Source organism: Streptomyces sp. NPDC050759, assembly GCF_044456945.1.
Lineage (GTDB): Bacteria > Actinomycetota > Actinomycetes > Streptomycetales > Streptomycetaceae > Streptomyces.
On record NZ_JBITGI010000025.1, the window covers coordinates 65054 to 86693 of the forward strand.

A 21640-nucleotide genomic window follows, 5' to 3' on the forward strand; every position below is an offset into this window, starting at 1 on the left:
GGCCTGTCGGCGGTCGGGCACGATCGCTAGGCTGGCCGCGGACGACGCAATCGGGAGGAGCACGGACGTGGCCGAGACCACCATCCAGCAGCAGCCGCTCATGGGCTGGGAGAAGCCGGAGCTGGACCTGAGCAACGCCGATTGGCACTCGAGCAGCCGCGGTCTGGGGGATGTCCAGATCGCCTTCGTCGAGGGGTTCATCGCGATGCGCAACAGCGGCCGCCCTGAGAGCCCTTCCCTGATCTTCACCCCGGCTGAATGGGGCGCGTTCGTGTCAGGGGCGCGGGAAGGAGAGTTCGACCTCACCTGAGAGTGAGCGCAAGGGGACCCTGGCCCACGTGTTCATGGATGCGCGGTACCTATCATCAGCCGCATGCAGGACACGATCGACAGGGACGCCCGTCTCACCCTGGACCTGGCCCTCACCGTCCGGCACGACGGACACGGCGGCGTCGCCGACGACCTGGCCGACCCCGCGGGCCTCACCGCCTGGGTCCGGGAGTATGCCGAGACCTTGCCGGACGCCTCGGACTTCGTTGCCGACGAGGGGACCCTCGCGGCGGTCCGTGACCTGCGGGCCGCCGTCCGAGCCCTCTTCGCCCACGCCGTGCGTCCCGGCGAGCCCAGCCCCGCCGACGCGGCACGCCTGCTGCCCGTCCCCGAGGCCGTCGCCCGCCTCAACACGGCCGCCGCCCGCACCCCGACCGTCCCCGTGCTGCACTGGACCGACGACGCCGAACCCGTCGTACTCCGGCAGCCGGTGCCGCGGGGGACCGACCTCACCGCCGTACTGGCGCAGGCCGCGATCGCCTTTCTCGCCGGAGCCGACCGACGGCGGCTGCGCGCCTGCCATGCCCCGCGGTGCGTGCGGTACTTCCTGAAGGATCATCCGCGGCAGGAATGGTGCAAGCCCTCCTGCGGCAACCGGGCACGGGTGGCACGGCATCATGAGCGGCACAGGGAGCAGGGGAGGGGCCCAGCGGGGTGAGCGGTTCCTCGACCCGGCCGGGTCGACACGCGCCCGCCCGGCACCCCGCGGGCGTACGCTGAGGTGCCTGTAGGTCACGGTGTGCGCTCGCTCCCCGCGCGGGTGTGCCTCCGTGACGGGGGGTGCGCCATGGTGCCGCGCAGTATGCGGAGCAGAAGGACTCTCCTGGAGCGGGAGAGTGAACTCGCCGCCGTCGACGAGGCGTTGGAAGAGCTCACCGGGCTGCACATGGACGGTGCCGAACCGCGCGGGCGCTCCCGCGGAGCCGTGGTCGCCGTCGCCGGCCGGGCCGGCATCGGCAAGACGACCCTGCTCACCGAGGTCCGCCGCCGCGCCGCCGACCGGGGCTGCACCGTGCTGGCCGCTCGCGGCGGCGACCAGGAACAGCGGGTCGCCTTCCATGTCGCCCGGCAGCTGCTGCAGCCGCAGTTCGCCGGCGCGGGCGAAGCCGATCTCCGTGCCCAGCTGGGCAGTTGGTTCGACATCGTCGGCCCCGCACTCGGCCTGTGCGCCCCGACCGACGGGGCGCCGCCCGATCCGCAGGGCCTGCGGGACGGACTCGACTGGGTGCTCACCCATCTCGCCGTCCTGCGCGCCCCCATGGTGCTGGTGCTCGACGACGCCCACTGGGCCGACCCCGAATCGCTGCGCTGGCTGGCCGCGTTCGCACCCCGCGCCGAGGAACTCCCGCTGCTGGTCGTCGTCGCCTACCGGCCCGACGAACTCCCCGGCCACGCCGAGTCGTTCAGGGCGTTGCCCGGCCGGGCCGGCGGACGCCCGCTCGACCTGGAACCGCTGAGCGCCGTCGCCGTCGCCCGTCTCGTGCGGGAGTCGCTCGGCGCGCACGCCGACGACGCGTTCTGCCGGGAATGCTGGGCCGTCACCGCGGGCAACCCCTTCGAGACGGTCGAACTGACCGCCAAGGTGCACGACCGCGGCGTCACCCCGACCGAGGACGCGGCGCACCTCCTGCGTGATCTCGCGGCCGCCGTCAAGGGCAGCGGCCTGGTCGCCCGCCTCGAACGCCTCGGCACCTCGACCGTCCGCTTCGCCTGGGCCTGCGCGGTCCTCGGCACCGAGATCCATCCCCAGCTCGCCGCCGCCGTCGCCGGACTCGGCCACGAGGAGGCCGCCGACGCGGCCGACGCCCTGCGCGGCGCCCGCATCCTCACCGGTGGCGAATCCCTGGAGTTCGTCCACCCGCTCATCGCCACGGCCGTCTACCGGGCCATCCCGGCCGGGTTCCGCGTCGCGCTGCACGGCCAGGCCGCCTGGTGCGTGGTCGACGACGGACGGGGCCCGGCCGCTGCCGCCCGCCACCTCCTGGAGACGCATCCCGACGGCGACCCCTGGGTCGTCCAGCAACTGCGCGCCGCCGCGGCCGAGACCCTGCGCTCCGGCGCCCCCGACGCGGCCCGCAGCTGTCTCGCCCGCGCCCTGCGCGAACCTCCGCCCTTCGAGGACCGGGCCGCCGTCCTGTACGAACTGGGCAGTGCCTCCCTGCTCACCGAACCGGCCACCACGGTCAACCACCTGCGCGCCGCCCTCGAAGAGCCCATCGCCGACTCCGCGCTGCGGCACCGCATCGTCTACCGGCTCTCCCAGGTCCTCGCCCACAGCGACCGCCTCGCCGAGGCCTCCGACACCCTCACTTGCGAGATCAAGATCACCGGCGACGCCCGCGTCAAGCTGCGCATGGTCGCCGAACAGTTCATGTGGGACGCCTTCCGCGCCGACGAACCCGACCACCCCTCCCGCTCCCGCCGCATGACGAGGCTCGCGGACCGTCTCACCGGCCGCGACCTCACCGAGCGGTACATCATCGGCCTGCGCACCTGGGATGCCGTCCTGCGCGGCGAACCCGCCCACATCGCCCTCCAGCACGCCGAGCGTGCCCTCGCCGGCGGTCTCGGCTGGGCCGATCCCGACCGCGGCTTCGAGGTGCCCGTCCTGGTCGCCCTCGCTTTCACCTACGCCGACCGCCCGGGCCGCACCGAGGAGCTCTTCGCCGCCGGGATCGCCGACTTCGAACGGCAGGGCTGGCGCGGCGCCCACCTCTCCTTCGCGTACACCCTGCTCGCCTACGTCCGTTTCCGCCGCGGCCGCCTGGCCGAGGCCGAGGACTTCGTCCGCGCGGGACTGCGCCTCGCCGAGCGCGTCGGGCCGGGCACCCCGGCCCAGTGGTACGCCGTGGGCATCCTCATCGAGGTCCTGCTCGCCCGTGGCCGGGTCCACGAGGCCGCGCAGACCGCCGAGGACCACTCCTTCGGCGCCCCCTTCCCGGCCGTGGTGGTCTTCCCCGACGCCCAGACCGTGTACGGCGAGCTGCTGCTGGCGCGCGGCCGCACCAGGGACGCGGCCGCCGAGCTGACCGCCGCCGGCCGCCGCCTGGAACCGCGCGGCATGCGCAACCCCGCGTGGTGCCCCTGGCAGCTCCATCTGGCCCGCGCCGAAAGCCACGACGCCCCGGAGCGAGCGGTCACGACGGCACTCGAAGCGGTGGCGCGAGCCCGCCAGTTCGGGGCCCCGTCTGCGGTGGGCCAGGCACTCCGGCTGGCTGCAGAGGTCTCACCGGGCTCGGCCCGGGTCAAGCTCCTGGAGGAGTCGGTCGCCCACCTGGAACGTTCCCCGGCCGCGTACGAGCTCGCCTGCGCGCTGGTGGCGCTGGGCACGGAACTGCGTCGCACAGGTCGCGCCCGGGAGGCGGCGGAACACCTCTACCGGGGCCTCGACACAGCCGTGCAGTGCGGCGCCGACGGTCTGATGGAGACCGCCCGCGACGAACTGACTGCCGCGGGCCTCCGCCCCCGCCGCCTGCACAGCACGGAGACGGACACGCTCACGGCGCGCGAACGTACGGTGGCGAACCTGGTGGCGCGGGGGCACACCGAGGAGGAGATCGCGAAGGAGTTGAACGCCGATGAGCAGACGGCGACACGGTTGCTGTCGGCCGTCTGTCGCAAGCTCGGAACGGACAGTACCGGCCTGCGAACGGTGAGTGGTCTCCCATAGGGGCGCGGGGGAATCGCGCGGCAGGCCCCCGCACCTGCACCCGCACGACCACGTGACTGCCCCTTACCATTGGCGCATGTCGTTTCTCCGCCGCCGTAGTGCCACCCCCGCCGGTCCAGACTTCGACGTCCTGGCCATGGACCCGGGCGACTGGCCCGGCAACCTCGGCGCGGGGCTCCTGCCCGCCCCCGACGGCACCTGTCAGGGCGTCTTCCTGCGCTACGACCTCTTCGGCGGCCGCGGCCCCGCGATGATCATCGGCAACCTCCCCGAGGGCTCCCCGGCCCGCGAGGTCCCCGACGGCCAGGTCCCCTTCGAGGTGGCGCAGCTGCTGATCGCGCTGGAGAACGACGAGGAGGTGACCGTCACCGACACCGAGGAGATGCCCGTGATGCAGGGCGACAACCTCCTGATCGTGCGCCGCCTCAAGCTCTCCGAGAGCCGCATCTCCTGCGTCCAGTTCGACCGCAGCGACAACGTCCTGGTGACCATCGCCGCCTGGGACCGCCCGATCACGGACGACCTGTACGCCCTCCTCAAGCCCTTGCCGGCGGAGCTCTTCCAGCAGGGCTGACGGCCGGAAGTGGGGGACACCGTCCCGGACGGCGTCCCCCGCCTGTGCCCGCTAGCGCCGCACCGAGGGCTGCACATCGACGTCCGCCGCGCGCACGAACTCCACCCGGTGGCCGTACTGGATCTCGTAGTACAGGTCCTGGCCGACCACGACCTTGTGCGAGTCCGTCGTGAAGGTGACCGCGTAGTAGTACTCGCCGGGCACCTTGTCACCGATCACGTACGTCTGGCCCTTGAGCACCTTGTACGGCAGCGGCGACACCGCCTGGGCGGGGACCCCCGTCGGATAGGCGGCTGCCTCGGGGTAGGCGCGGCCGTACACCGGGACGCTGTCGAGGCCCTCCTTGGGGGTCACGACGAGACCGGCGGCGCTCACCGCGGTCGGGTTGCTCCTGGGGTTCTTGAACCAGGCCTTCTGGCCCAGGTACCAGATCGCCGTCCAGTCGCCGTCCCGGTCCGCGACCGCGTACTGCTGGCCGGTGGAGACCCGCGACGACAGGTCGTTCACGTCGGTCGTCGGAGCCCTGCCGCCCATACCGATGTCCGTGACGAGAGCGGAGTTCTCGTCGGGGGCCGAGTAGAGCCGTACCTCGCTCGAACCGTGGGACGCGCAGGGCTCGCCCTTGGCGACGCAGCCCGTGTACTGCGGCTGGTTGGTCGCGTAGTCGGGCCGGATCGTCACCAGGCCGCCCCGCTTGGCGGAGGTCGCCTTGAACGGGTGGCCCAGCAGCTCGAAGTAGTGCCGCCAGTCCCAGTACGGACCGGGGTCCGTGTGCATGCCCGAGACGGTCGACGTCGTCGGGCCCGGCACGTTGTCGTGGCCGAGGATGTGCTGCCGGTCCAGCGGGATGCCGTACTTCGCGGAGAGGTACTTCACCAGCCGCGCGGAGGACCGGTACATCGCCTCCGTGTACCAGGCGTCCGGATTAGCCAGGAAGCCCTCGTGCTCCAGACCGATCGACTTGGCGTTGACGTACCAGTTGCCCGCGTGCCAGGCCACGTCCTTCGCCTTCACATGCTGGGCGATGTGACCGTCGGTCGAGCGCAGGGTGTAGTTCCACGACACATAGGTCGGGTCCTGCACCAGGTTGAGGACACCGTCCCAGGTGCCCTCCGTGTCATGGATGACGATGTACTTGATGCTCTGTGAGGCCGGACGGTTCCCCAGGTCGTGGTTGCCGTAGTCGTTGTCCCCGAACTCCTCGTAAGGTGCCGGGATCCACTCGCAGGAGACGGTCTTCGGGCACTCGGTGGTGCCGTTGCCGAGCGTGCGCAGGCCCGTCCGGGCGAGCTGCGCGGTGTCGGGGGCGAGCGTCGGCCGGGCGGTCAGGGCGATCCGCTGACCGGCGTCCGTGGTGCGCTCCTCGCCGGTGCGCAGCACGTCGAAGACGTCGTTCGCGTACGCCGCCGCCGTCGCGCTGTCGTCCGCGCCGGAGAAGCGGGCCACCGCGCCGTACCAGTCCGCCGGGTCCTGGCTCAGCGGCTCGCCCAGCTCCTTCTGGGCGGCGGCCAGCAACGCGGCACCGCCGGCGATGTTCGCCGCGGGGTCGGTGCGCAGGTCGTCGGCGCTCAGACCGCTCAGCTCGGCCGCCTTCGGCAAGGTCTCCAGCCGGGCCGGCAGCTCGGTGGGCGCCGGCACCTTCGTCTCCGGGAGCAGCGCCGGGCGGGCGCTGTCGCCGCGGGCGTCCTCCGCGCCCTCGCTGTGGTGCGGTTGCGAGGCGAGTGCGGTGCGGGCGTCGGTCAGGTGCATCGGGCCGTAGCCGCCGGTCACACTCGGCGCTCCGGCGTGGCCGTCCCAGCGGGACTGGAGATAGGAGACGCCGAGGAGGACGCTCTGCGGGACGTGGTACTCGGCGGCCGCCGAGGCGAAGGCCTGCTGGAGGCCGGTCGAGGAGTCTTGGGCCTGCGACGGGGCCGCGCCGAGCAGGGGCAGCAGCAGGGCGGTGCCGGCCAGCGTGCCGACGACCCTCCGGGCGGCTCTGTTGGGGTCGGTCGTGGATCCTCGCAATGCAGCCTCCTGGGACGGTCGGGCGCGATGAGCCGTGCGGGGCCGGGCGTGCGTCAGTGGTACCGGCTTGGCGACGATCCGTCAATCATGCCCAGGGGCAGGCGATTTCCCATGTCAATGAGGGGTGCCGGGAGTTTCGTGGCGGATGCTTCCGGGCCTGCGGGGCGTCAGTGGCGTACACCAATGGCCCCTGGCGAGGAGCCGCACATACGACGGTCCGCGGCGCACCCCCGTTCTGCGGGGCGCACCGCGGACCGTCGTCCCCGTCAGCGAGTGCCGACCGCCGCACGCACGGCCCGGCGGGCCAGCTGGCAGTCGTCGTGCAGCCGCCTCAGCAGCAGCCGCTGTTCCTCGCCGGACGGCGCGGCACCCGGGTGGGCGGGGCCCGGTGCCGCCGGGGTCGCGTCGTGCATCGAACGCTGCACGGCCGTCTCGTAGGTACGGATCTCACGGGTCAGTACGAGCATCAGGTTCACCAGGAAGGCGTCCCGCGAGGCGGGGCCCGCCGACTGGGCGATCTGGCTGATCTGACGACGCGCCACCGGGGCGTCGCCGAGGACCGACCACAGCGTCGCCAGGTCGTAGCCCGGCAGATACCAGCCCGCGTGCTCCCAGTCCACCAGCACTGGACCGGCCGGTGAGAGCAGGATGTTCGAGAGCAAAGCGTCGCCGTGGCAGAACTGGCCCATGCCCTGTCGGCCCGCCGAGTGGGCGATGCCGTGCAGCAGCTTCTGCAGGTCGCCCATGTCCCGGTCGGTCAGCAGCCCCAGCTCGTGGTAGCGGGAGATGCGGGCCGCGTAGTCGAGCGGGGCGTCGAAGGTGCCCGCGGGCGGACGCCAGGCGTTGAGCCGGCACACCGCGCCGAGCGCCGCCCTGATGTCCGCGCGCGGCGGGGCCTCCGCCGGATGCCGGTGCAGAGCCGCCGCCCGGCCGGGCATCCGCTCGATGACCAGGGTGCAGTTGTCCGGGTCCGCCGCGATCAGCCGCGGGACGCGCACCGGAGGCCGGTGCCGGACGAAGGAACGGTATGCGGCTATTTCGTGCCGGATCCGCTCGGCCCATACGGGTGAGTGGTCGAGTAAGCACTTGGCGACAGCCGTGCTGCGTCCTGTCGTACCGACCAGGAGCACGGAGCGTCCGCTGCGGCGCAGCACCTGCACCGGGGCGAACTCCGGGCAGATCCGGTGCACCGACGCGATCGCCGTGCGCAGCTGGGCGCCCTGGGGGCCGGACAAGTCGAGTCTCCCGCTGAGCGGTGGGGTGCCGAGCCCCGGAGCGCGCCGCGTCCTGCCCGTACCCGGTACGGGGGCCGTCGGCCGCGCGGGGTCGAGGTAGGGGCCACCGCCCGCCGGGCGGAGATGCGGTGACCGGGGCGGGGCGGACACGGAGGACGATGCTGCGTACATGGGCGAGACAGATCCCTTCGTGTGCCTGCTGTGCCTGGAGAAGCAGTGCGCTGCCCGATCCGGACCACCGGGTGCACCCTGGGGAATGTCCCTGTGCGGTCCGGGTCGGGGTGGCGCGTTCCTACCTCACCGCAGATGCGCACTGGCACACCATCTGGCGCACCCTGGCGAACCCTGGCGAATAGTCCCGGAGCAACTGACACGGGGCTACTGTCAACTCAGCCGAGAACCTGGGGGCTTGATGTGAGCGGACAACCCAACTCCCGACTTTCGGACCTGTTCGGCCTCGCCGGCTGGTCCAAGGGTGAACTCGCGAGGCTGGTCAACCGGCAGGCGGCGGCCATGGGCCATCCCCAGCTCTCGACCGACACCTCGCGGGTCCGGCGGTGGATCGACATGGGAGAGATCCCGCGCGATCCGGTGCCGCGGGTGCTGGCGGCCCTGTTCACCGAGCGTCTCGGCCGTGTCGTGACCATTGAGGACCTCGGTCTGGTCCGGCACGGGCGTACGGGGAAACGGCAGGGTGACGGGAGTGTGGAACATCCCGACGGCATGCCGTGGGCGCCCGACCGAACCGCCGCGGTCCTCACCGAATTCACGGGAATGGACCTCATGCTCAACCGACGCGGCTTGGTGGGCGCGGGTGCCGCGCTCACCGCGGGATCCGTACTCAGCAGTGCCATGCACGACTGGCTGCACACCGATCCGGCCCTCACCGCCGATGCCCCCCAGTTCGACGACCCCCTGCACGCCGACCCCGCTGGGTTCGACCGTTACGAGGCCGCCCCCATCGGGTCGCAGGAGATCGAGGAACTGGAGCGCTCGGTCGAGGTGTTCCGGGCCTGGGACGCGGCCCGCGGCGGCGGGCTGCAACGCAAGGCGGTCGTGGGCCAGCTCAACGAGGTGGGCGGCATGCTCGCCTACCGCCACCCCGACCATCTGCAGCGACGCCTGTGGGGCGTCGCCGCCAACCTGGCCGTCCTCGCGGGCTGGATGTCCCACGACGTCGGCCTCGAACCCACGGCTCAGAAGTACTTCGTCATCGCCGCCCATGCCGCGCGAGAGGGCGGTGACCGGCCCCGCGCCGGCGAGGCGCTCTCCCGGGCGGCCCGCCAGATGGTGCACCTGGGCCGGCCCGACGACGCACTCGACCTGATGAAGCTCGCCCAGTCCGGCTCCGGCGAACAGGTGCTGCCCCGCACCAGGGCCATGCTCTACACCATCGAGGCCTGGGCACAGGCTTCCATGGGCAAGGGCCAGGCGATGCGCCGCACCCTCGGACAGGCGGAGGACCTCTTCGTCTCCGACAAGAGCGACGTGCCACCGCCGAGCTGGATGCAGACCTTCAAGGAGGAGGACCTGTACGGCATGCAGGCCCTGGCCTACCGCACGCTGGCGGAGCACGAGCCGGGTGCGGCCGTGCACGCCCAGCACTACGCGGAGAAGGCCCTCGCCCTGCGGGTCGACGGACGGCAGCGGTCGAAGATCTTCGACTTCCTGTCGATGGCCTCGGCCTGCTTCATCGCCGACGACCCCGAACAGGCGGACCGCTACGCGCGGTTGGCGCTGGTGTCGATGGGCTCCAACTCCTCGCACCGCACCTGGGACCGGCTGCGTCAGATGTACCGGCTCACCGCCGAGTACTCCGGCTACCCGAAGATCAACGAGCTGCGCGAGGAGATCAGGCTGGCGCTGCCGAAGCCGAAGGGAAGGGGCGGCAACAGCGCTCGGGCGTGAGTCGTTATGAAGTCACCTTGGCGATGAGCACACAGGCGTCGTCCTCGCGCTCACTCTCGCCGAACTCCTCCATGACCACGCGCACACCGTCCTGCGCGGTGCGTGCCCCGTCGAAACGGGGGGCCAGGCCGAGGAGCCGGTTCACGGCAGCCGTACTGCTGCGCCCGGGCACCAGTCCGTCCGTGTGCAGCAGGAGCAGGTCGCCCGGTTCGAGGGTCTCCTCGGCCTGCGCGTAGACGGCTCCCGAGGTCGCGCCGAGGAGCACGCCGTCGGGTGAGTTCAGCCTGCGCCCCGTCCCGCTGCGGAACAGCAGCGGGGCGGGGTGCCCGGCCTGCGCCCAGACCAGGGTGCGGGTCTCGGGGCGGTAGCGGCAGCAGACCGCGCTGCCGAGGGCCGGCTGCACGGTGGCGTCGAGCAACTGGTTGAGCAGGGACATCAGTTGGCCCGGCTGGGTGCCCGCCATCGCCATGCCGCGCACGGCGCCGAGGAGGGTCGCCATGCCGGAGGCCACCGCGACTCCGTGCCCGGTGAGGTCGCCGACGCTCAGCAGGGTCGCGCCGTCGGCCAGTTCCAGTGCGTCGTACCAATCGCCGCCGATCAGGGCGCTGGCCGACGACGGCAGATAGTGGGCGGCCAGGTCCAGGGTCTCGGTGCCCCGGTGCGGGAGCCGCAGGGAGCCACGCCACGGCGGCAGCACGGCCTCCTGCAGCTCGACCGCGAGCCGGTGCTCGCTCTGCGCGCGCTGCCGCTGGCGTTGTAACGAGTCACGGGTCTCGCTCACCGCCGCTTCGCTGCGCCGCAGTTCGCTGACGTCGCGCAGCACGGCCCACATCGAGGCGGTGCTGCCGTCGGCGGCGAGCACGGGCTCGCCCATCATGTGGACGGTGCGCACCTCGCCGTCCGGACGCACGACGCGGAACTCGCCGTCGATGCGTTTGGCGTCGACCAGACAGTCCGTGACCATGGCCGTCAGCCTCGGCCGGTCCTCGTCGAGCACCAGGGAAGGGAGCTCGTCGAGGGTGAGCGGGGGAGCGGTGCGGTCGCGGCCGAGTATCTGGTACAGCTCCCCGGACCAACTCGCCTCGTCCGTAAGGAGGTTCCACTCCGCGCTGCCGACCCGGCTGAGCAGCGAGCCGCGCCGGGGAGCGGACGGCGCGGTTCGCGCGGCGGACTGTGCCCCGGGTGCCGACGGCACGGGCGGCGGGCCGTCCCGCAGCTGCGCCAAGTGCTCGTCCAGATCGCTGAGTTGGTGAAGCGCGAGGTCGTACAGCGCGCGCTGCCAGCGCTCCTGGGGGTCCAAGCCGTCACCGGGCGCGTCCCGTCGTACGGCGTCCACCTCGCCCTTGAGCCGCCGCGTCTGCGATATCAGCGCGTCGACCGAGCCGCGTCCTGGCGGCTGGGCGGCGGGGTGGTCCGCGGAGAGGTGGGACGGCATGACGCACTCCGATGCGGGGACGGTTCGACCTGGGCGGGACGGAGGGACCGTTACGACTGTTGCACAGGGCGCGACGCGCTGTAAGGGATTTGGCAGCACACGATACGGTGGTGCTTCTGGCATATGCCAGGGTCTTCACGGAGCGGTCGGGTGGAGCGTGTCGACTACGCTCTTCGGTGTCTCAAGTCGTAGGCGATGTACGCGACTTGCGGGTCGGTGGGGTGGCCGATCCGGTGTTCATTTGCGTGTTCGACGGTCTTGTGTTCTAAGGAGTCTGGCAAGACCTCGTGGTGAAGTCGAGAAATCTTGCTATGTGACGCAGGTCACATTAATTCACCCGCGCTCTGGCGTAATGCAAACGGCACTTGCGAGGTCGTAATCGTATGGACACGACACTCGAGCAGCCCGCCCGCGCCCGGCTGGTCACCGCGGAGAACCAGGAACTGCCCGTCCCGGCCATCCTGCGCTACGACTCCACCGACCCGCTGGCCGTCCGCGTCGACTTCCCGCCCGAGGTCTCCCTGGACGGACAGGGGGTGACCTGGACCTTCGCCCGTGCCCTGCTGGAGGAGGGGCTGCGCGGACCGGCCGGCGGCGGGGACGTGCACATCTGGCCGTGCGGTGGGAGCACGACGGTCGTGGAGTTCCACTCGCCGTACGGCCTCGCGCTCCTCCAGTTCGAAACGCCGGCCCTGCGAAGCTTCCTGCTGGGGACCTATGCGGTGGTGGGCGCAGGGCAGGAGGACCTCGGCGCGGCAGTCGAACAGGGACTCAGCGCGCTGTTCGGAGGTGTCTGAGTGGCCTACGGCGGCCTCAGTACCGCAGCACTCCCGCGATGCCGTCGGAGCCGCCCAGCGTGCCGTCCGGTACGAAGCGGACGTCGGCACCGGTCTCCAGGCACTGTTCGACGATCTCGTCCACGATGTCCTCGCGGGCGTCGAGGTCGCCGCTCTCGGCCGGGACCAGATGGTCGCCGCCGTCGTCGCGGACCGTCACCCGGTAGTTCTCCTCGACGGCCAGCAAGCGCAGCCGGCCCTCCCGGGCGCTCTGCCAGATCTCGTCGACACCGGCCGCGAACGCCCGCCGTCCGCGCGCAGCTTCGAGCTCCAGCGTCACCGCGTCGGTGCTCTTGCGGGCCTCCGCGGCGACCAGCGGCCGGACCGCGTGCCAGACCGCGTCCGGGGTGCCGTGCGCGAGCCCGCCGTGCGGGACGTGCACCGCGTCCTTGGTGACGCTGCCGACGTCGTCCAGCGCGGACAGCGCCGCGGTCTCGCCGGTGACGTACAGCGGCCGCGGGTCCTCGCGCAGGAGCTTGGCCAGCGCGGTGTCGGCGTCCCGCAGGAAGTGCCGCGTGTCCTCGTCCCGGAAGGTGCTCGGCATGTCACCGATCCGCTCCAGGCGCTCGGCGTCGAAGTTCTCGCGGGTCCTGGTCAGCGGAAAGCCGCCGGCGCGGTGCTCGGTGACGCGGTCGACGCCGCCGTTCCACAGGGTGGCGCGGTCGGCCGAGACCGACAGCACCCAGAACGGCCGCTCCGAGGCCTGGGCGGAGACGAGGTTGCGGGTCAGGAAGGTGTCCGAGAGCACCACGCGCTCCGGTACGGCACGGGACAGGGACCACACCTGGTGCTCGCCCGGGGCGGCGAAGATCGCCAGACCGTCCTCGGCGTGCGTCAGATCGATCTCGGCGAGTGCGAGGTCGAGTTGCCGGACGACGTCGGCGCGCCGCTCCCGGGGGACCGCCGGGTCGGCCTCCAGCTGTTTCTTGGCCTCGGCCACGACATTGCGCAGCCGGACCGGATCCTGGGCGTTCTCGGGTTCACGGCGGTGGGTCGGCGTCAGTACGGACACCGCCGGATAGGCGCGCGGGCGGCGCAGTTCGGAGAGGGTCGCAGGGCTGAGTGCGTGCTCCATAACAGCACCATAGGGCCGATCGGCCGATCAGGCATTTGGGGCAACTTGATCGGGCGCTCAGGAGTTCTGACAGTTCAGGTCTTCAGCGGCTCGAGTACGGCGATCGAGCCCTGGGCCACCGCGCACAGGGTCTCGGTGCCGTCGGCGTCCACGGTGCTCAGGTCGCAGCGGCACACCACACGGGTGCGGCCGGCCCGTACGACCCGGGCGCGGGCGCGCAGCAGTTCACCGCGGGCGGGACGCAGGAAGTCGATGGAGAAGCCGGCGGTGGTCACCGCGGAGCCGGCCACCGAGCCCGCCGCGAAGGAGAGCGCGTTGTCCGCCGCGTAGCCGAGCACTCCGCCGTGCACGGTGCCGTGCTGCTGGAGCAGGTCGCCGCGGATGTCGAACTCCAGAGTCGCCCCGCCCTCCTCGAACGCGGTCAGACGGGCGCCGACCAACGTGCTGAACGGCTGTGCCGCCAGGACCTTGCGGGCGAGCTCCAGGTCCAGGGTCCGGGTCATCCGCCCACCTCCCTCTCGCGTCTCACTTCACTGGTGAAGTGAGACTGGCGCGGCCCCCTCCCGTCTGTCAACATCGGCCCATGCCCGAGCCCGACGACCAGCGTCTCTACTTCCTGCTCCAGCGGGCCGCACACCGTTTGCGGACCACTGCGGACCGGCGCTGCCTGGCCGCCGCGGGGGTCACCACGGCCCAGCTCGGAGCCCTGTTCGCGGTGCACGACGAGGCGGGCATCACCCAGCAGCAGCTCGCACGCACGCTCGGACTGCGCGAGTCGGCCGTGACCGGGCTGGTCGGCCGGCTGACGGCGGCGGGTCTCCTCGCGAAGAGGCCGCACCCGCGTGAACACCGCGCCGTCGTACTGGAGTTGACCGACGCCGGCACCGACGCCCTGCGAGCCGCCCGGCCCGAGATCGACCGCTTCAACGCAGAACTGCGCGAGGCGCTGGGCGACGACGGTTTCACCCGGGCGGCGACGGCCATGCACCGGCTCGCGTACGGGGAGTCCTAGGGGGTGCGCCGCTGCCCAGGTGGTGACCGCGGTGGCGGGTTCACCGGCGAAGCCGTGGCCCCAGGCCGAGGTGGTGAAACGGTCAGTCGTCGCGTTCGGGCCCGCAGGAGCTGCCGTCGGGCGGGAGGCTGCCGTACAGCAGGAAGTCGTCGACCTTGCGGTGCACGCACTTGGAGGAGCCGTAACCGGTGTGGCCCTCGCCCTTGTTGTCGAGGACCACGGCCGAGTCGCCGAGGCGCTTCGCGGTCTCCACGGTCCAGCGGTACGGCGTCGCGGGGTCGCCGCGGGTGCCGACGAGGAGGATCTTCGGGGTGCGGACGTCGCGCACCTTCTCGCGGATGAAGTCGGTGCCCTTGGGGCGGCCGTAGCAGATCAGGTACTCGGTGAGCCGGTAGCGGCCGAAGACCGGTGACGCCTGATCGTAGGCGGCGCGCAGCCGGGCCAGGTCCTTGGTGATCCGGTCGGCGCCGGGGCGGTCGGGATCGTCCGCGCAGTTGACCGCCATCAGCGCCGCCGGAAGATTGTCGAGCGGTATGTCCTCCACGTCGGCGAGGGTGCTGTGCGTCGGGTCGTCGGAGGGAGCGTGCGCGCGGGTGAGGACATCGGAGCCGCCGCCCGCGAAGCCGAGGACGCCCGTCGTGTCGCCCTGCTCCACCAGTTCGGCGAGCGCCCGCTCCAGCGAGGGCCACAGATCCTTGCTGTAGAGGGCCTGGCCGATGGCGCCCACGAGGTCCTGTCCGGTGAAGTCGGGGCCGAAGTCCGTGGGCACCGGGTCCTCGTCCAGCGACGCCACGAGGTGCTGGACCTGTTCCCGGGCGCCGCGCGCGTCGGTGCCGAACGGACAGGCGATGTCCTTCACGCACCAGTCGACGAAGTCCTCCAGCGCCGTCTGCTGCCCGGCGGCGCCCGCCACGCCCTGTTCGGCCAGCGGCTCGGTGAGGGTGTCCACACCGTCCAGCACCAACCGGCCCACCTTCTCGGGGAACTGGGCCGCGTACACCGCGCCGAGCCGGCTGCCGTACGAGAAGCCGAGGTAGTTGAGCTTCTTGTCGCCCAGGGCCTGGCGCATGACGTCCAGGTCGCGGGAGACGTTCACCGTGCCGATGTGCGGGAGCACGGGTCCGGAGTGCGTGGCGCACTGGTCGGCGGCCTTCCGCAACGTCCCGAACACGGCCTGCGGATCCCGGTGGAAGGCGGTGTCGTCGTCGGTTGCCGCCAGCGCCTCGTCCGTGCCGTTGCCACAGCTGACCGGGGAGGACCTGCCCACGCCTCGCGGATCGAACGACACCACGTCGTACTCGTCCGTCAGCCCCATGAAGTCGTCGCCACCGGCCGCGAGTGCGGGCACGCCCGCGCCGCCCGGGCCGCCGAAGTTCAGCAGCACCGAGCCACGCTTGTGCTTGGCCGTGGCCCGGTAGCGGGCGAGTGCCAGTTCGAGGGTGCCCGCGCGGGGCTTCGCGTAGTCGAGGGGAACAGTGACCTTTCCGCACTGCAGGTCCTTCGGGGCCTCCATGCCCACGCACTTCGACCACTTGATGTTCTGGCGGTAGAAGCGCGACAGGTCCGGTCCGGAGCCGTCCGTGACCACGGACGGCAGTCCGGCGCCGAGCAGGGCCAGCCCCACGGCTCCGGAGAGAGCGCATCGCCGCCTCGTCACCTTGGCGAGCATCCATGCCTCCAAGGACGCCCATCGGCGCCCTCGATCACGATAAGCGGCCCTTCGACGGGACGCCTCCGGGGGAGCGCGATCACGGAATGTGCCCTACCCTGCGCCCGCTCGATGCCAAGCGTCCTTTCCGCTCCGGGTGAGCCCCCCGCCCGTCGCCATACGGCACCCCCCTCACCCCCTCCCGTCCGCCGCCACCGCCGTGAGCAGCACCATCCCGGAGTCCCCGTAGGCCGGCAGGGTCGGGTCGGGGTCGACGTGGGTGACCGACAGCTCCCGGGTGAGGGGGGCGAACACCTCCGTGACGGTCTCCGGGTTCACCGGACAGCCCGGCCAGCGTGAGGTCGGTCCGATGCGGTAGGTCGGCATGTTCTCCATGAACGCGGCCACCAGATGCCCGCCGGGCACCACACAGCGGGCGAACGCCCGGCAGAAGTCGGCGAATTCGGCGAAGTCCTCCGTGGCGCCCTCGGCGACGAAGTGCATGGACGCGAGTTCGTACCCGCCCCGCTCCAGGTCCCGGACGTCCGCGTGGACGACGTGCACCTGCGCCAGCGACCTCGCGAGGGTCCTCGGCACCGCGGGATTGAGGTGTCGGCACAGCGCGTGGAAGGGCAGCCAGTTCGCATCGGGTCCGCAGACGATCTGCCGTTGCAGATAGGCCACATTGCCCGCGCCGGCCTCGACGGCGTCCACATGGCGGCTCGCCGCGGACGCGAGGATCAGCGGGTAGAGGTTGGGTCCGGCGCCGAACTCAACCGACCGGGCGACCCCGCCCGGTGCCAGACGCCGGTAGAACGCGGAGTGGTGGACGATCACTTCGGCGTCCGAGGGATGCAACTCCTGGTAGTTCTCGGCGAGATAGTCGGCGACCGGCCAGCGGTCCCAGTCCACGTCGTCGTTGTGCGTCAGCATCGCCGCAGCCACCTCCTCAGTGCCTCGGGCGCAGCCGGAAGCGCCCTGCCAGCGTGGTCAGTGTGGCGTTGAGCCGGTCGATGTCCTCGTCGGAGTTGAGCGCCGTGATCTGCACCCGGAAACCGATCCGGTCGCGGGGCACGAGCGGATGGGCGGCCAGCGTCACGTAGATGCCCTCCTGCCACAGGAACGCGGCGACCGCGTCGAGGTCGGCCGGGTCCGCCAGGGGAATCTCCACGATGGGCAGTCGGTCGGTGTTGAGGGTGCGCACGTCGAGGTCCGCGAGGTGGTCGAGCACCCGCACGGTCTTGTGGTAGACGTCGGCCCGCAGCGCGTCCCCCCTGAGGTCGTTGACCTCGAGACCGGCGAGCGCGGTGGCCAGGGACGCGGTGGGTGACGGGCCGGAGTACAGATAGGGGGCCGCGGCCGTCTTGAGGCGGTTCTTGAGGTCGGTGGGCAGCGCGAGGAACGCGAGCAGTGACGAGTACGCCTTGGAGAAGCCGCCGGCCAGCACGATGCCGTCGTACGACTCGCCGGTGTGCCGCACCACGCCGTTGCCGCGCAGGCCGTAGGGACACGGCTCGTCGGGCGCCCGTTCCCCGATCACGCCGAAGCCGTGTGCGTCGTCGACGTACAGCGTCGCCCCCCGGTCACGGCACAGCGCGGCCAGCACGGGCAGGTCGGGGAGGTTGCCGGTCATGCTGTTCACGCCGTCCAGGCAGACCAGCCGGGTCGTGCGCGCGGGCACCGAGGAGAGCAACGCGTTCAGTTCCTCGGGCCGTTCGGCGTGGAAGCGGTGCAGAGTGGCGCCCTGGCCGCGGGCGACCACACAACCGTCGTACACCGTCCGGTGGGCGCTCGCCTCGACGAAGACGTGACCGCCGTCGGCTAGGACGGGGATCACCGAGGCGTGGATGAGGGTCAGCGTCGGCAGCAGCAGGGTGTCCGGGGCGCCCAGCAGCGCCGAGAGGCGCTCCTCAAGGACGGGATACAGGCGTGGACTGCCCAGCAGCCGCGACCAGCTGGGGTGCGTGCCCCACCGGCGTACCTCGGGGTCGATGCGCGCGGCGATCTCCGGGTCCCAGTCGAAGCCGAGGTAGTTGCAGGAGGCGAAGTCGGTGAGCCAGTGGCCGCGGCTGCGGATACGGCGGCCGTGCACCTCGTCGATGACCGCGTCGGTCATCGGACTGGTGCGCCGCAGATGGTCCAGATCCGCCGTGCGCTTCCCGGCAGAGCGGGGAGTCGGGGTACGTCGGGCCGGGTGCCCGTTCGCGCCACCGGATCGCGACGCGCCACCGGAAGCCGAAATGCCACCGGAACCCGGACTGAAGCGCCCGCCGTCCTGTCGCAGCACCCGCTCGCTCTGCTCCACGGTCATGGGCCGGGCGAACAGGAAGCCCTGCCCGAACCGGCACCCCATCGCGGCCAGTATGTCCCGCTGCGCCGGATCCTCGATGCCCTCGGCGATCACCTGCAGGCCCAGCGTGTCGGCGATGCGGACGATGCCCTCGACGAGGGCGACCTGCCGGGCCTCGTGGGAGATGTCGTCGATGAACGTCTTGTCGATCTTCAGCACGTCGATGGGGAAGTCCCGCAGATAGCGCAGCGAGGAGAACCCCGTGCCGAAGTCGTCGACCGCGATGCGCACCCCCAGCTCCTTGAGGGCCTGGAGCACCGCCAGGATCTGGGCGTCCCGGCGCAGCAGCACCGTCTCCGTCAGCTCCAGCTGGAGGGACCCGGCGACGAGCCCCGGCGTCCGCAGCGCCCGGCCGACCTGGTCCACGAACCCGGCGTCGCGGAACTGGCGCGCGGACACGTTCACACTGACGTACGGCGGCGCCGCGGGCCCCGGCAGCTGCTGAAGTCCCGCGATGTCGCCGACCGCGTTCTCCAGCACCCACGAGCCCAGCGGAGTGATGTGCCCGGTCTCCTCGGCCAGGGTGATGAACTGCTCCGGCGCGATGGGCCGGTCCGGGGCCCGCGGCCAGCGCACCAGTGCCTCGAAGCCGACCACCTCGCCCGCGTCGATGTCCACCACGGGCTGGTAGCGCAGGGCGAACTCATGGGCGGCGACCGCCCGGGCGAGCCGGCTCTGCAGATCGTGCCGCTCGACCATGCGGGCCCGCAGCATCGGCCGGAAACGGTGCCACTGCCGTTTGCCCGCCGCCTTCGCCGCGTACAGGGCGAGGTCGGCGTGGCCGAGCAGCTCCTCGGCATCCGTGCTGTCGTGAGCCGTGGCCACGCCCACACTGGCCGAGACGGTGACCGACGCGTCGCCGAGCACGAACGGCCGGGTCAGGGTCTGCACCACCTGCGCCGCCAGCAGTTCCGCGTCGAGCGGCTCCCGGGCGTCCTCCATCAGTACGGCGAACTCGTCGCCGCCGAGCCGGGCCGCGGTGTCGGTGCGTCTGAGGGTCTGGGTCAGCCGGTTGCCGACGGCGAGCAGGAGGTGGTCGCCCGCCGAGTGCCCCATGGTGTCGTTGACCTGCTTGAAGTCGTCCAGGTCGATGAAGAGCAGACAGGTCAGGGACGACTCGCGGCGGCCGCGCAGCAGGGCGCGTTCGATCCGCTCCAGGAGCAGCGTCCGGTTGGGCAGGCCGGTCAGCGAGTCGTGGAAGGCCCGCTGGGTCAGCTCGTGCTGCAGTCTGCGCTGTTCGGTCACATCGCGCAGGGTGACCACGAGACCGGCCACGGTCCGGTCGTCCCGGAAGTCGCTGCACCGCACCTCCACCTCCACCCGCCCCGAGTGGTGCCGTACCCACCAGTGGTCGTGGGAGACGCGCGGCCCGTGGTCGCGTACGGCGGTCAGCTCACGGGCCGCCCGGTGCTGGGCCCGGGGATCCACCAGGTCCGGCAGTGACGCGCCGACGAGGTCCGCGGTGCCGAACACGGCGGCGGCGGAGGGACTGGCGTACCGGATGGTGTCGTCGTCCTCGACGATCAGGATGACATCGGAGGTGTTGCGCACCAGGGTGCGGAAGTAGGCCTCGCTCTCCCGGCGGATCACCTCCTGGCGCAGCAGGACCCGTTCCATGGCGAGGCCCGCGTGGGAGGCGAGGATCTCCAGTGAGCCGCGCGTCTCGGTGAGCGATCCCTGCGGGCCGGCGACCAGCAGGACGCCCGGGTCCTGAGTGGCCGGGCGGTCGGGCGGGGTCATGGGGCACAGCAGGACGGCGGGCAGCCCGTCCAGCCGGGCGGCGATGTCGGGCCCGAGGTCGGCCGGGGACACCCGGCGGGCCTCGTGGGGGAGCAGGGGCGCGGCCTGCTCGGCCGACAGCAGCAGGGTCCGGTGGCGGACCGTCGGCCCCAGGAGCATGTCGACGGCGCTCTCGCAGGTGTGCACGACCTCCTGCTGCCGTACCGCGGACACCAGGGACCCGGCCGCCCGGCGCAGGGCCAGCTCGCGCTCGACCGCCCCGCGGTGGGCCACGACCATGCCCGCCAGCCGCAGGATGACCAACAGGAACAGCACGGCCGAGAAGGCGGCGATCACGCCCGCGTGGTGGGCCCTGTGGGTGACCGCCTCGTACAGCAGGATCCCCGGCGCGATGAGGGTGACGGCCGCCAGCATCACGAGCCTGCGGGGCGGCGGGAGAGGGCACTGTCGCTGCGGTACGGCGGCGGTGAGCGCCGCCATCGACGGGTGCAGCGCGGCCAGACCCCACGCCGTGTAGAAGACGATCCACCCGGCGTCCAGCAGCGTGCCGACCTGCCACTTGGAGTTCAGCTGGAGGATGCCGTACGCGATGTCGAAACCGAGCAGTGTCAGTGTGCCGACCACCAGGAGCTGCACCGACCTGTTGTGCGCTTCGACCGGGCTCGGGGTCAGCAGCCGGGCCAGCAGGGCCAGGACCAGCACGTCACCGAGGGGGTAGGCGATGCTGATGGCCCGCTGCTGCCAGGTCAGCCCCTCGACCTCGGTCAGCGGCTGCGCCAGGTACACCCACACGGGCAGGGCGAGTCCCGCGGTGAAGATCAGCGCGTCGAGCAGGCTGGGCAGGTCGTGGCCAGCCCAGCGGTAGCGGATGAGACCGAACAGACCGGCCGCGAAGAGCGGGTAGGTGGCGAGGTAGCAGGCGTCGGCGGGGGAGGGGAAGGGGTTGGAGGCGCCGAAGTATCCCTCCATGACGTTGTAGTAGGTGTCGCCCGTGATGAAGGTGAGCAGGCCGGCCGCCAGCGCCCACCAGGGCCAGCGGTGGGCCGGCCGGTGCATCTGGATGCCGGTGAGTACGGCGGTGACGCCGGCGAGTCCGATGACGGCCCACAGGGGCGTACGCGCGGAAGGGACTGTCATGTAGGCGACCGTCAGGACAGCGACCAGAGCGACGTGAGCGGCCATGAGCCGACGTGTCGACTGCAAGGGCAAGCGCCTCCCCCGCTGGAGGAGACCGGGCCTTCCACCTGGTCCAGGGTCCTTTTTCGATCGTAGGCACCGGGGCGCGGGGCTGCATCCCGGGGGAGCGGGTGTCAGCTCTGATGGAACCGGGCGTGCAACTGCCGCACGCGCTCCGTCAGCTCCGGCACCGGCCCCTCCACGACCACGCCGGGGGCTACGTCGTTGACCGGCAGTGTCCGTACCGGTGGTGCCGGGACGCCCAACTGGGTGAGCCACTGGGTGAGTTGCTCGGAGGAGGCGACGTACACGATGCGTCCGAGGCCCACCCAGGCGTGCGCGGCCGCGCACATCGGACAGTGCTCGCCGGAGGTGTACACGGTGGCCGTCGCCCGCTCCTCGGGCGTCATGTGCGCCGCCGCCCAGCGGGCCAGCTCGAACTCGGGATGCCGGGTGCGGTCGCCTGAGGCCACGCGGTTGTGGTCCTCGGCGAGGATCTCTCCGTCGGCGCTCACCAGGACCGAGCCGAACGGTTCGTCCCCGGCCTCCAGCGCCTCGGCGGCCAGCTCGACGCAGCGGCGCAGATACGGCAGTTCGGTGTCCTTCACGACCATGGAGTACGGCCCTCCTCGCCACGAGCCTAA

At 71.8% G+C, this 21640-nt stretch carries 16 protein-coding genes; 7 read left to right on the forward strand and 9 right to left on the reverse strand.

Annotated elements, in window-relative coordinates; genetic code table 11:
• Nucleotides 1–67 precede the first annotated feature (67 nt).
• From ACIBJB_RS43615 to ACIBJB_RS43630, 4 genes are all read left to right on the forward strand, one after another.
• Entirely contained in the window at nt 68–310 is a 243-nt protein-coding gene (locus tag ACIBJB_RS43615) for a DUF397 domain-containing protein (RefSeq protein ID WP_007379863.1), read from the forward strand.
• 63 nt (nt 311–373) lie between these two features.
• On the forward strand, nt 374–988 hold the full coding sequence (locus ACIBJB_RS43620) for a CGNR zinc finger domain-containing protein (protein ID WP_398939723.1): 615 nt from the start codon (nt 374–376) through the stop codon (nt 986–988).
• A 144-nt stretch (nt 989–1132) separates the two neighbouring features.
• Nucleotides 1133–4000 carry an ATP-binding protein gene (locus ACIBJB_RS43625; protein WP_398939724.1) on the forward strand — a complete coding sequence of 956 codons (2868 nt, stop codon included), beginning with the start codon at nt 1133–1135 and terminating at the stop codon, nt 3998–4000.
• A 76-nt stretch (nt 4001–4076) separates the two neighbouring features.
• Nucleotides 4077–4574 (forward strand): hypothetical protein, encoded by a 498-nt coding sequence (locus tag ACIBJB_RS43630; RefSeq protein WP_266553424.1) that lies wholly within the window; start codon nt 4077–4079, stop codon nt 4572–4574.
• A gap of 51 nt (nt 4575–4625) precedes the next feature.
• On the opposite strand, the gene ACIBJB_RS43635 is transcribed toward ACIBJB_RS43630, so the two are convergent.
• Together ACIBJB_RS43635 and ACIBJB_RS43640 are read right to left on the reverse strand one after the other, a co-directional pair.
• Nucleotides 4626–6581 (reverse strand): N-acetylmuramoyl-L-alanine amidase, encoded by a 1956-nt coding sequence (locus ACIBJB_RS43635; protein WP_398939725.1) that lies wholly within the window; start codon nt 6579–6581, stop codon nt 4626–4628.
• Between the two features lie 266 nt (nt 6582–6847).
• The gene (locus ACIBJB_RS43640; RefSeq protein ID WP_398939726.1) at nt 6848–7987 is read right to left on the reverse strand and encodes an aminoglycoside phosphotransferase family protein; all 1140 of its coding nucleotides are present in this window, start codon (nt 7985–7987) and stop codon (nt 6848–6850) included.
• Between the two features lie 243 nt (nt 7988–8230).
• Here ACIBJB_RS43640 and ACIBJB_RS43645 point away from each other — a divergent pair, with 243 nt between their 5' ends.
• Complete coding sequence (locus ACIBJB_RS43645) at nt 8231–9724, forward strand: hypothetical protein (protein WP_398939727.1); 1494 nt, start codon at nt 8231–8233, stop codon at nt 9722–9724.
• 4 nt (nt 9725–9728) lie between these two features.
• Here ACIBJB_RS43645 and ACIBJB_RS43650 read toward each other — a convergent pair whose 3' ends face one another.
• Complete coding sequence (locus ACIBJB_RS43650) at nt 9729–11159, reverse strand: PP2C family protein-serine/threonine phosphatase (RefSeq protein WP_398939728.1); 1431 nt, start codon at nt 11157–11159, stop codon at nt 9729–9731.
• Nucleotides 11160–11542: 383 nt separating this feature from the next.
• Between ACIBJB_RS43650 and ACIBJB_RS43655 the strand changes: the two genes are divergently transcribed.
• Nucleotides 11543–11956 carry an SsgA family sporulation/cell division regulator gene (locus ACIBJB_RS43655; RefSeq protein WP_398939729.1) on the forward strand — a complete coding sequence of 138 codons (414 nt, stop codon included), beginning with the start codon at nt 11543–11545 and terminating at the stop codon, nt 11954–11956.
• A gap of 16 nt (nt 11957–11972) precedes the next feature.
• Here the strand turns inward: ACIBJB_RS43655 and ACIBJB_RS43660 are convergent, their stop codons facing one another.
• A complete protein-coding gene (locus ACIBJB_RS43660) occupies nt 11973–13070 on the reverse strand; it encodes a chemotaxis protein (RefSeq protein ID WP_398939730.1) in 1098 nt (365 codons plus the stop codon).
• A 74-nt stretch (nt 13071–13144) separates the two neighbouring features.
• Nucleotides 13145–13573 carry a PaaI family thioesterase gene (locus ACIBJB_RS43665; protein WP_398939731.1) on the reverse strand — a complete coding sequence of 143 codons (429 nt, stop codon included), beginning with the start codon at nt 13571–13573 and terminating at the stop codon, nt 13145–13147.
• 80 nt (nt 13574–13653) lie between these two features.
• Between ACIBJB_RS43665 and ACIBJB_RS43670 the strand changes: the two genes are divergently transcribed.
• Nucleotides 13654–14082, forward strand: a complete 429-nt coding sequence (locus ACIBJB_RS43670) for a MarR family winged helix-turn-helix transcriptional regulator (protein ID WP_398939732.1) — start codon at nt 13654–13656, stop codon at nt 14080–14082.
• Nucleotides 14083–14164: 82 nt separating this feature from the next.
• Here the strand turns inward: ACIBJB_RS43670 and ACIBJB_RS43675 are convergent, their stop codons facing one another.
• The 4 genes from ACIBJB_RS43675 to ACIBJB_RS43690 form a co-directional block, all read right to left on the reverse strand.
• Entirely contained in the window at nt 14165–15751 is a 1587-nt protein-coding gene (locus ACIBJB_RS43675) for an alpha/beta hydrolase (RefSeq protein ID WP_398939733.1), read from the reverse strand.
• A gap of 171 nt (nt 15752–15922) precedes the next feature.
• Complete coding sequence (locus ACIBJB_RS43680; RefSeq protein WP_398939734.1) at nt 15923–16663, reverse strand: class I SAM-dependent methyltransferase; 741 nt, start codon at nt 16661–16663, stop codon at nt 15923–15925.
• 16 nt (nt 16664–16679) lie between these two features.
• Complete coding sequence (locus ACIBJB_RS43685; protein WP_398939735.1) at nt 16680–21002, reverse strand: aminotransferase class I/II-fold pyridoxal phosphate-dependent enzyme; 4323 nt, start codon at nt 21000–21002, stop codon at nt 16680–16682.
• Nucleotides 21003–21130: 128 nt separating this feature from the next.
• Nucleotides 21131–21610 carry a nucleoside deaminase gene (locus ACIBJB_RS43690; RefSeq protein WP_398939736.1) on the reverse strand — a complete coding sequence of 160 codons (480 nt, stop codon included), beginning with the start codon at nt 21608–21610 and terminating at the stop codon, nt 21131–21133.
• Nucleotides 21611–21640 lie beyond the last annotated feature (30 nt).

Bases quoted from the DNA above. Each gene is read 5' to 3' on its own strand.
- ACIBJB_RS43640 (WP_398939726.1), bottom strand. From the start codon at position 7,987: ATGTACGCAGCATCGTCCTCCGTGTCCGCCCCGCCCCGGTCACCGCAT.
- ACIBJB_RS43675 (WP_398939733.1), bottom strand. From the start codon at position 15,751: ATGCTCGCCAAGGTGACGAGGCGGCGATGCGCTCTCTCCGGAGCCGTG.
- ACIBJB_RS43650 (WP_398939728.1), bottom strand. From the start codon at position 11,159: ATGCCGTCCCACCTCTCCGCGGACCACCCCGCCGCCCAGCCGCCAGGA.
- ACIBJB_RS43665 (WP_398939731.1), bottom strand. From the start codon at position 13,573: ATGACCCGGACCCTGGACCTGGAGCTCGCCCGCAAGGTCCTGGCGGCA.
- ACIBJB_RS43620 (WP_398939723.1), top strand. From the start codon at position 374: ATGCAGGACACGATCGACAGGGACGCCCGTCTCACCCTGGACCTGGCC.
- ACIBJB_RS43625 (WP_398939724.1), top strand. From the start codon at position 1,133: ATGCGGAGCAGAAGGACTCTCCTGGAGCGGGAGAGTGAACTCGCCGCC.
- ACIBJB_RS43660 (WP_398939730.1), bottom strand. From the start codon at position 13,070: ATGGAGCACGCACTCAGCCCTGCGACCCTCTCCGAACTGCGCCGCCCG.
- ACIBJB_RS43630 (WP_266553424.1), top strand. From the start codon at position 4,077: ATGTCGTTTCTCCGCCGCCGTAGTGCCACCCCCGCCGGTCCAGACTTC.
- ACIBJB_RS43655 (WP_398939729.1), top strand. From the start codon at position 11,543: ATGGACACGACACTCGAGCAGCCCGCCCGCGCCCGGCTGGTCACCGCG.
- ACIBJB_RS43690 (WP_398939736.1), bottom strand. From the start codon at position 21,610: ATGGTCGTGAAGGACACCGAACTGCCGTATCTGCGCCGCTGCGTCGAG.
- ACIBJB_RS43685 (WP_398939735.1), bottom strand. From the start codon at position 21,002: ATGGCCGCTCACGTCGCTCTGGTCGCTGTCCTGACGGTCGCCTACATG.
- ACIBJB_RS43680 (WP_398939734.1), bottom strand. From the start codon at position 16,663: ATGCTGACGCACAACGACGACGTGGACTGGGACCGCTGGCCGGTCGCC.
- ACIBJB_RS43670 (WP_398939732.1), top strand. From the start codon at position 13,654: ATGCCCGAGCCCGACGACCAGCGTCTCTACTTCCTGCTCCAGCGGGCC.